Genomic DNA, 9,922 nt, shown 5'->3' with positions numbered 1-9,922 from the left:
GAAAACCATATCGATCTGTGAAATTAACCTGACACAGAATTATGAACAGCCTCACGGCCTATCCTTATTTGTTAGGCTGAAGCTTTACACTAAATTGCTTGTTCGGAAGATGAGGCAGGTATATTCCAAATCCATATCTATAATCAGCAACTTGCGCCTTTATCATTTCGAAATGATATTCGTACAAGGTAAACTCAAACGATTCAGAAACTGAATGTTTATTCCTTATTGAGACCTCTACAAAAGCATTGTAAATTCCCTTTTCAAGATCAAACTTTGAATTAAAGAAATCTACAGCACGGTTGTATACATCTTCGTCTGCTGGGATATTCGCCTTAGGATTGTAATTCTCCCATGTTTGCATTTGCAGTTTTTCTTGTATATTTTGAGATACAATTAATCTAATTGAGTTAAACTTTTCCTCTTCACTTGGCGATATGTTTTTATTAAAAAATATCGATCCAGACCATCTTTGACCTGGCTCCAAAACTAGAGATGCAACAGGCAAGTTAAACACATTTCCATTGGCCGACGGTGTTGATAGTGTTTCTGCAGAATATATTTTGGTATTTGCACTTGGATCAACTACATGTAGATTTATTGATTCAATTGGTAATGTTGTATTTCCGTTGTTTTCTAGCTCTATTGTGACATGATAACCGGTTAGTCCTATTGCGTTGTTTATCCCAACACGATCTCCATATTTAATTATAAGGGAATCATGTTTGATCCAGTCTTTTATGGGGGGAGATTGAGATAAGATTATAGCAATAGTCGATAAAACCACGCTCCAACTAAATGTATTCTTGTACCATGCCATTAGATCATCCTCGATTAATTAGCCTAACGCCTCTATCAGCCGACGCGTTAGTGGTCGGCTGATTGAATTGTTAAATTTTTATTAGCCTTTAGGTGGAAACGGGTCGTTACCGTGGCTATCCTTTCCACCAATTTGGCCATCCTTGTTGTGAATAACCAACTCCGTATTTTGATTTTGGCTAATTTCTCTTGCTCGATCTACTGCATCCTGTTTTCTGTCAAAATGACCAGATGAACGTTGACCGCCGCTTTGCTTAATGTCCCAGCCACCATCAGGGTTTGGTACGACGTGCGTAGATTTACCTCCCATAACACTCCCTCCTATGGTGTGTACTCAGTTTCTTGACATTTTGGACAAGGCGGTAAAGTATCGGAATTGTCATCCAATACAACCACCTGTCCACAGTTATCGCATGTGTATACACCTTTCTCTGGTTTTTCTCCTGTAGTAGACATATTTCATCTCCATTCATTTCCCTTGAAATGGAACTGCACTTACTGAGAGGGAGACGCAGTAAGATACCAAGAAGTTTAACGCCTCAATAACCGGCGCAGTAGGTGCGTAGTTGATTGATTTTTTTATGGCTTTTTGTCATAGGAATTTAAGATACGCCGAACATTCAACACCACTAGAACTGCGCCTAAGAAAAAAGATGCTATACCGATATTCTGAGATTTGAACGTTTGTCCAAAGAATGAGAATTCAGTTTCACCAACGGCTCCTAAGGCCACGAGGATGACACCCAAGATGGCTAGAATCACACCAAAGACAAAAGACCAGTTAACAAGTAGCGAGAAAAAAGAGTGTGGTGAATTGTTTTCGGAAAGGCCTTTAGCGGCTGACAAGACTTCATTATGATCCGAACCAGAAACATAGATTTCCCTTCTTTTTTTTCCTCGCCCGATGCTAACGCTAGCTCCACACATTGGACAGGTACCACCCGAGATGTTTCTCCCAGTTCCTCCACAATGAATACAGATATTATCTTTATCCATGCTCAATCCTCTTGCAGCCATAACGTCTTAGTATTTATGCGCTGCGCTGTTTACCTCGTTAGACCAGTGAAAACGCACACAATTAACTACTTGTATGCAAAGAACTTATCAGCTTTCTATCAAATACACCACCCAGAAAAACGCGCATGCGCGTTTTTCAAACCTATTATCTATTTAACAAAAATCGTAACCAATTAATTTTTATTGCTATTTACTTAAACACAAATGAGGAAACGCGCACGAATGCAGAATAAAAATCGTTCAAAATCCTTATAATTTGAATACGACTGTATACTTATCCCGTTATAGGATGGGTAATAGTGAATTACATCACACGGGTGTAACGATGAAAATTTCTAGGCCGGAAAGTTCGTTAGTTACTGATCTAGCGACAACTTGTTAACTCGTTTGGGGGCAATAGCTTTTTAGCTTAACAAAAAGCCAGAGGGTTGGTGAGGATTGGCATTGTTGCACCAGTGACCTTCTAAAACATAAATGTTTTAGAAGCGCCCTCTGGGACGCTTTTTGTTAAACAAAGAGGCGGCGTGTCAAAGGGGAAACAATGGCAATAAATGCAGCACAACTGATGATTCAATGATCTTGCTTGGGGTAAAGACGCCCTAAAAATAACAAACCTCTTTCCATGTAATATGAAAAGAGGTTTTAGTATTGAGCGAAAGCGGCTCATTCTCTTATATAGACAAAAAAGAGCGGCTATAAAAACAGAGCGTTTATAGCACGATCCAAGTCGCTTTCAGCTCTGTGTATTTGTCGAAGGAATGCAGGGATTTATCTCGGCCATTACCTGACTGCTTATAGCCACCGAACGGCGCTGTCATGTCGCCGCCATCGTAATGGTTGATCCACACCATGCCAGAACGCAGGGCTTTAGCGGTTTTATGGGCCTTGCTGATATCCGATGTCCACACGCCAGCGGCTAAACCGTAGATGGTATCGTTGGCGATTGATATCGCTTCTTCCATGCCATTAAATTCAATAACAGATAACACAGGGCCGAAGATCTCTTCGCTGGCAATTTTCATCTTATTGTTTACGTTTGAGAATACCGTTGGCTGCACATATACACCACCCGTGTCGGCCATGACTTGGCTGCCACCGTGGACTAAGGTTGCGCCTTCATCTTTACCTGCTTTGATATAACTGAGTACTGTTTCTAACTGTTGTTTATCGACAACGGCGCCGCTCACAGTCGCAGGGTCGAGTGGATGACCCGGATGCCATGAGGCTAGCTCCTCTGCAATAAGCGCGATAAGCTCATCTTTCACCCCTGATTCCACCAGCAAACGTGAACCTGCGGTGCAGACTTCACCTTGGTTAAAGGCAATGGCTTCGGCCGCGGCAACGGCAGCGGCTTTCAGATCTGGCGCGTCATTAAAGACGATATTGGGGCTCTTGCCCCCCGCCTCTAACCACACGCGTTTCATGTTCGACTCGCCCGCATAAATCATTAATTGTTTTGCGATTTTGGTGGACCCCGTGAACACCAACGTATCCACATCCATATGCAAGGCTAAGGCTTTACCTACGGTATGACCAAATCCTGGCAACACGTTTAATACGCCCTGTGGGATCCCAGCTTCGATAGCCAATTGCGCCATACGGATAGCCGTTAAGGGTGACTTCTCAGAGGGTTTTAATACCACACTGTTGCCCGTGGCAAGTGCGGGGCCGAGCTTCCAGCACGCCATCAGCATAGGGAAGTTCCAGGGCACGATCGCAGCGACAACACCCACAGGTTCACGGGTGATCATGCCTATTTCATTGTGAGCCGTTGGCGCGAGTTCATCGTAAATTTTATCAATCGCTTCGCCAGACCAGCGAATCGCACGGGCGGCGCCCACCACATCCACAGCTTTAGAGAAACGAATGGGTTTACCCATGTCGAGGGTTTCTAATAATGCGAGTTCATTGGCATTTTCTTCGAGTAACTCGGCGAAACGTATCATCACTTGTTTGCGCTTTACTGGAGACTGCTGCGACCAAACACCGGACTCAAATACGCTGCGGCCATTGGCGACCGCAAGATTGGCGTCCGCAAGATCGCAACTCGCCACTTTTACCAGCAAGCGGCCATCGATAGGGCTAATACAATCAAAGGTGTTACCCGAAACGGCATCTTGGTATTCGCCATTGATAAACGCCTTCCCATTAATAGACAGGCTGGCAGCAAGACTTTCCCATTCGCTGCGTTTCTTCGGTGTGCTCATGATGACCTCTTAATAGTTCGCATAGATGTGGTTTTTCGTTCATCGACAAGAAATAGTGACCAGTGACGATATTAGTGCAAATGCTACACATCATCACAGTCGTAATCCGAGCTTCAGATTACGCTGTTTGAGCAATAAAATTCAATATTTTTTACAAAAATAGCTTTTTTGCCACAAATAACTGCACACAGCTCTTCCATGTTCATTATTTCTAACATAGCATAGCAAATATTAGCCACCCTAAGACAAGATCCGATACTACAGGACAAGGTAGACACTATGGCCGATTTGCCGCTCAATTCCTCAAGTGATGCTTCACATCAATCTTCAACTGAGCATCCCTCACTTGAACATTTCTGGATGCCCTTTACCGCCAACCGCCAGTTTAAGGCCAGTCCGCGATTACTCGCCAAGGCAGAAGGCATGTATTACACGGATATTGATGGCAATAAGGTATTAGATGCCACCGCGGGTTTATGGTGTTGTAACGCTGGCCATGGTCGCAGAGAAATTAGCGAAGCTGTCAGTAACCAAATTAAACAGATGGACTACGCGCCCTCCTTCCAAATGGGCCATCCCATTGCCTTTGAACTCGCCGAGCGTTTAACCGAGTTAAGCCCTGAGGGATTGAACAAGGTATTCTTTACTAACTCTGGCTCTGAGTCCGTCGATACCGCACTTAAGATGGCACTTTGCTATCATAGGGCGAACGGTCAAGCCTCACGCACCCGCTTTATCGGCCGGGAAATGGGCTACCACGGCGTCGGCTTTGGTGGGATTTCTGTGGGTGGCTTAAGCAATAATCGTAAAGCCTTTAGCGGCCAATTACTGCAAGGGGTCGATCACTTACCCCACACCTTAGATATCCAAAATGCGGCATTTACCCGTGGCCTATCGCCCTTTGGCGCGGAAAAAGCAGAAGTATTAGAACAACTTGTGACCCTACATGGCGCCGAGAATATTGCCGCCGTTATCGTTGAACCTATGTCGGGTTCTGCTGGGGTGATATTGCCACCCCAAGGTTACTTAAAACGTCTGCGTGAAATCACTCAAAAGTACGGCATCCTATTGATTTTTGATGAAGTTATTACCGCCTTTGGCCGTGTTGGAGCCGCCTTTGCGAGCCAGCGTTGGGGCGTTATCCCTGATATGATCACCACGGCTAAAGCCATCAATAACGGTGCGATTCCTATGGGCGCAGTGTTTGTGCAAGATTTTATCCACGACACTTGCATGCAAGGCCCTACTGAACTGATTGAGTTCTTCCACGGCTACACCTATTCCGGTCATCCAGTGGCTGCGGCGGCCGCACTCGCCACCCTATCGATTTATGAGAATGAACAACTATTCGAACGCAGTTTTGAGCTTGAACGCTACTTCGAAGACGCAGTGCACAGCCTCAAAGGCTTACCGAATGTGATTGATATTCGCAACACTGGGCTCGTCGCTGGGATTCAATTTTCCCCTAACGCCCAAGGCGCGGGTAAACGGGGTTACGGCGTGTTTGAACACTGCTTCCGCCACGGCACTTTAGTGCGAGCCACGGGCGACATCATTGCCATGTCACCGCCACTGATCGTCGATAAACGCGAGATTGACCAAATGGTTAATAGCCTAAGCGATGCCATTAACGCCGTTGGGTAATAACACCAGCGGCTCGCGCCACCCTCACATTTAACACCCCGCAGCGGCGGGGAACTGCAAAGGTTAATTATGCTCAAGATCACTCATTTTGTTAATGGTCAGCACACCCCAGCCAGCGCCAGAAGCCAAGATATTTTTGAACCCGCAACAGGGGAATGCCGCGGTCAAGTCTCACTCGCAAGCGCAGCGGAAGTCGGCGAAGCCATCGCTATCGCTAAAACCGCCTTCGAAACCTGGTCGCAGGTGACACCGCTCAACCGCGCTCGAGTGCTATTTAAATTCAAAGCCTTAGTCGAGCAGCACCTAGATGAAATGGCGCAGCTTATCACCCGTGAGCACGGCAAAGTGTTAGACGATGCTAAGGGCGAGTTGATCCGTGGTCTCGAAGTGGTCGAGTTTGCCTGTGGTATTCCGCACTTGCTTAAGGGTGAACACACCCAGCAAGTGGGTGGCGGCGTCGATTCCTGGTCAGTTAATCAAGCCTTAGGTGTTGTCGCAGGCATAGCGCCCTTTAACTTCCCTGTGATGGTTCCCATGTGGATGTTCCCAATCGCGATTGCCTGCGGTAACACCTTTATTATGAAACCCTCGGAAAAAGACCCAAGCTCGGTGATGCGGATTGCCGAATTGCTTAAAGAAGCGGGTCTGCCCGATGGCGTGTTTAACGTCATTAACGGCGACAAAGAAGCCGTCGATACCTTACTCACCCATAAAGATGTGCAAGCGGTGAGCTTTGTAGGCTCAACGCCAATTGCCGAATACATCTACAGCACAGCCTCTAAACATGGCAAACGCGTACAAGCCTTAGGCGGCGCGAAAAACCATATGTTACTCATGCCAGATGCAGATTTAGATCAAGCCGTTAGCGCCTTAATGGGTGCAGCCTACGGCAGTGCTGGTGAGCGTTGTATGGCGATTTCAGTCGTGCTCGCGGTAGGCGATGTGGGCGATGCGTTAGTGGAAAAACTGCTACCGCAAATCCAAAGCTTAAAAGTCGGTAACGGCCTGACACCAGAGATGGAAATGGGTCCACTGATCTCCAAACAGCACCTTGCCAAAGTCACCCAATATGTTGAAGCCGGTGTGCAGGAAGGCGCTGCGCTGCTGGTCGATGGGCGAAAATTGAGTGTTGAAGAAAATCCACAGGGCTATTTCCTCGGCGCCTGTTTGTTCGACCATGTCACGCCAGAAATGAGCATCTACCGCGAAGAAATCTTTGGCCCAGTGCTGGCGATTGTGCGTGTAAAAGATTACCCGACGGCGCTTGAGCTGATTAACCAGCACGAATTTGGTAATGGCACGGCGATTTTCACTCAAAGCGGTGAAGCGGCGCGCCATTTCTGCCACCACGTGCAAGTCGGTATGGTTGGGGTGAACGTGCCGATCCCGGTGCCGATGGCGTTCCACAGTTTTGGCGGTTGGAAGCGCTCATTGTTTGGACCGCTGCATATGCATGGCCCAGATGGCGTGCGTTTTTATACCAAACGTAAGGCAATTACTGCCCGCTGGCCCGTGGGTAAACAGACTCAAGCCGAGTTTGTGATGCCAACGATGAAATAGCCGAATTTCGGCTCAACAAGGAAATCGCAAATGACTGTGAGTATCAACGCCATTATTCGCTTTGCTACGGCGCAAACAGCCGTCCAAACCTACCAGTTACCGGCGGAAAAATTGCTCTCAGGCAATCCAACTCAAGGGTTAGAGAATCATTATTCTAGCCCTTGTGATCAATTCCACAGTGGAATTTGGCAAAGTGAATCAGGCGCTTGGAAAATAAACTACACTGAATACGAGTACTGCGAGATCCTCGAAGGGATAAGTGTAATAACCGATCTTCAAGGCCAATCGCAGACGTTCACTGTGGGCGACAGGTTTATCATACCCGCAGGTTTTCAAGGCACTTGGGAAGTCGTGAAGCCCTGCCGTAAGGTTTATGTCATTTTTGAGCAAAAGTAATACTAAAGGGGCTGATTTGAGCCCCAGTAAAATAGCTAAGTTAGCTTAGCCACTACTCGCCATGAGGTCACAGCAACGGATTTTCCTAGGCTGTTGTTTGGCAAACTAACGGATGCACTGCGCCACATGGCAACCAGTAACATCCGAGTCAACAAAGAAAATGGGAGAAATACCGTGTATAACAATCTGAATAAAAAACGGCTGGTACAGCTTGTCGGACTCGCGCTAACCACGACCCTATTCTCCGGCATGGCCGCCGCCGAAGTGACGGGGGAAATTAGTCTGACTAACGACTATCGTTTCCGTGGCATATCACAAACGGCGGGCGATCCTGCCCTGCAAGGCGGCATCGATTGGAGTTTCGAATCGGGTTTCTCTGTCGGTGCTTGGGCAAGTAACGTGGATTTTGATGAGCCAGGTTATAACGGCCCTGATATCGAATATGATTTCTATGTCGCCTATGGCGGCGAGATCAACGAAGATCTGACCTACGACATTACCCTGAACCGTTATAACTACTCGGGCGAGAGTGACATAGGCTACTTTGAAGTCACGGCTGGCATGGATTATAAAGGCTTTCGCGCTGCCTATTGGTACACAGATGATTACGGCGGCACTGATTTAGACTATCACTATGCCGAGCTTAACTATTCCTATGAATTTGTTGAGAACTGGAGTCTCGATCTGCACTACGGCTACAACGTTGGCGACGCACTGGACGACGGTGAAGGCTTTGATAGTTATTCGGATTATTCTATCGGCGTATCAACTGAGTTAGCTGGTTTTGGTTTATCACTTGCTTGGTTAGCCACAGATCTGAGCGGCGATCAAAAGGTCTCTGACGGCGTACTTAAAAACTCAGATACCGCACTCGCCAGCGTAAGTTACGCATTCTAATCCTCTAGCATTTATATCCAGATAAGAAGCCCTCGTTTACGAGGGCTTTTTTGTTATTGAGCAAAACGGCTTTACCAACGACGCATCCTATGACCTTTCACCGCGTAGAACAGAATGAATAGATAACAGGGCAACATCACCATATAACCGCCCTGCATACCCATATCTGTCGCCGAACTCATTAAGCCCCAAGACACTGGACCAAAGGCGCCACCAGCAATCCCCATGATAAGCAGCGCAGAACCTGTGCTGGTCAATTTGCCCATACCCGACAAGGCTAGCGGCCATACTGCAGGCCAAACAATCGCATTGGCTAAACCAAGGAAGGCAATCATCAACAGGGTGTCAGGTAGCGCGACGCCACCAAAGGGCACTAACAAAACATTGGCGATAGCGTAGGAGTTATTGTCGCCAAACAAAATACCGCATGTCAGTAGCAAACCTAAAATGGCCGACACCATCAAGGCCTTAGGCTGTGAAATAAAGCGAGGAATTAATAGGATACCTAAAGAATAACCCAGCACCATACACACCATGGTATAGGAGGTCATCACCCCGTAATGTTCAACCCCGAGTGATAATGCAAAAGTGCCGATAGTGTCACCGGCGATCACTTCCACCGCCACATACACAAACAGCGCCAGCACGCCAAAGGCTAAGTTAGGGTGAGACAGTGCCGCTTTAAGTTGGCCTTTATCGGTATTTTCAGCCACTTCACCTTCATTGGATAATTCTGGCAAGGGTGACTTCTTCACCGCTAACGCCAAAATGCCAATAAAAATCGCCATGCCTAAATAGGGCAATACTAAACCGTCAGCCATTTCATCAATTTGAATTTGAGTCAGCTCAGTACCGATACGGTCTTTAAAACTGTCTAAAATCAGTGCAGAGAACACCATAGGCGCAATCACACCCGCACCTTTATTCAAAATACCCATCACACTCACACGGGCAGCGGCGGATTCTTCAGGGCCTAAACGCACCACATAGGGGTTAACCGCAGTTTGTAGTAGAGTTTGGCCCGCGCCCATCACTAATTGGGCGAAAAGAAATAAGGCAAATATTTGGGTTTCCGCGGCGGGGATAAACAGTAAACCCGCCAGCATCATCACGCCCATGCCAATCGCCATACCATTCTTATAACCGACTTTGCGGATAAGCCAAGCGGATGGCAAGGCAGTAAAGGTCACTGCGATATAAAAAGAAAACAGGATCAACGACGCTTGAAAGGGATTGAGTTGCAATATTTGTTTCAAATACGGCATTAAAGACCCATTCAACCAAGTGGCGAATCCGAGGATGAAAAAGAGCGCGGCCACTATGGCCATGGGGAGAAAGCTGCTTTTCTGCTGGCTTTTATCGAGTGTCATTTCCATAAACCT

The 9,922-nt window shown here is 46.9% G+C and carries 10 protein-coding genes; 4 read left to right on the top strand and 6 right to left on the bottom strand.

What is annotated here, in order from left to right; all coding sequences use genetic code 11:
- Nucleotides 1-64: 64 nt before the first annotated feature.
- The 5 genes from COW15_RS10160 to COW15_RS10145 all read right to left on the bottom strand — a co-directional run bounded on the left by COW15_RS10160 (nucleotide 65) and on the right by COW15_RS10145 (nucleotide 4,043).
- Nucleotides 65-820: a hypothetical protein gene (locus tag COW15_RS10160; protein ID WP_293632472.1), complete on the bottom strand. Its 756-nt coding sequence runs from the start codon at nucleotides 818-820 to the stop codon at nucleotides 65-67.
- A gap of 81 nt (nucleotides 821-901) precedes the next feature.
- Nucleotides 902-1,129, bottom strand: a complete 228-nt coding sequence (locus COW15_RS10155) for a DUF2188 domain-containing protein (RefSeq protein ID WP_082038640.1) — start codon at nucleotides 1,127-1,129, stop codon at nucleotides 902-904.
- 11 nt (nucleotides 1,130-1,140) lie between these two features.
- Nucleotides 1,141-1,275 carry a hypothetical protein gene (locus COW15_RS20765; protein WP_363700169.1) on the bottom strand — a complete coding sequence of 45 codons (135 nt, stop codon included), beginning with the start codon at nucleotides 1,273-1,275 and terminating at the stop codon, nucleotides 1,141-1,143.
- 123 nt (nucleotides 1,276-1,398) lie between these two features.
- Complete coding sequence (locus COW15_RS10150) at nucleotides 1,399-1,815, bottom strand: hypothetical protein (protein ID WP_293632471.1); 417 nt, start codon at nucleotides 1,813-1,815, stop codon at nucleotides 1,399-1,401.
- Between the two features lie 731 nt (nucleotides 1,816-2,546).
- Nucleotides 2,547-4,043: an aldehyde dehydrogenase gene (locus tag COW15_RS10145; protein WP_293632470.1), complete on the bottom strand. Its 1,497-nt coding sequence runs from the start codon at nucleotides 4,041-4,043 to the stop codon at nucleotides 2,547-2,549.
- Nucleotides 4,044-4,322: 279 nt separating this feature from the next.
- Here COW15_RS10145 and COW15_RS10140 point away from each other — a divergent pair, with 279 nt between their 5' ends.
- The 4 genes from COW15_RS10140 (at nucleotide 4,323) to COW15_RS10125 (ending at nucleotide 8,540) form a co-directional block, all read left to right on the top strand.
- Nucleotides 4,323-5,687, top strand: a complete 1,365-nt coding sequence (locus tag COW15_RS10140) for an aspartate aminotransferase family protein (RefSeq protein ID WP_293632469.1) — start codon at nucleotides 4,323-4,325, stop codon at nucleotides 5,685-5,687.
- Between the two features lie 69 nt (nucleotides 5,688-5,756).
- Nucleotides 5,757-7,247, top strand: coding sequence for a CoA-acylating methylmalonate-semialdehyde dehydrogenase (locus tag COW15_RS10135; RefSeq protein ID WP_293632468.1), 1,491 nt, complete (start codon nucleotides 5,757-5,759; stop codon nucleotides 7,245-7,247).
- A gap of 30 nt (nucleotides 7,248-7,277) precedes the next feature.
- A complete protein-coding gene (locus COW15_RS10130; protein ID WP_293632467.1) occupies nucleotides 7,278-7,643 on the top strand; it encodes a cupin domain-containing protein in 366 nt (121 codons plus the stop codon).
- A gap of 174 nt (nucleotides 7,644-7,817) precedes the next feature.
- Nucleotides 7,818-8,540, top strand: a complete 723-nt coding sequence (locus COW15_RS10125; RefSeq protein ID WP_293632474.1) for a TorF family putative porin — start codon at nucleotides 7,818-7,820, stop codon at nucleotides 8,538-8,540.
- A gap of 71 nt (nucleotides 8,541-8,611) precedes the next feature.
- On the opposite strand, the gene nagP is transcribed toward COW15_RS10125, so the two are convergent.
- Nucleotides 8,612-9,910, bottom strand: coding sequence for an N-acetylglucosamine MFS transporter NagP (gene nagP / locus COW15_RS10120; RefSeq protein WP_293632473.1), 1,299 nt, complete (start codon nucleotides 9,908-9,910; stop codon nucleotides 8,612-8,614).
- Nucleotides 9,911-9,922 lie beyond the last annotated feature (12 nt).

The sequence above is a fragment of the Shewanella sp. CG12_big_fil_rev_8_21_14_0_65_47_15 genome, from assembly GCF_002783505.1.
In the GTDB taxonomy this organism is placed as follows: Bacteria; Pseudomonadota; Gammaproteobacteria; order Enterobacterales; family Shewanellaceae; genus Shewanella.
This window is presented reverse-complemented; position numbering and strand designations above follow the sequence as displayed.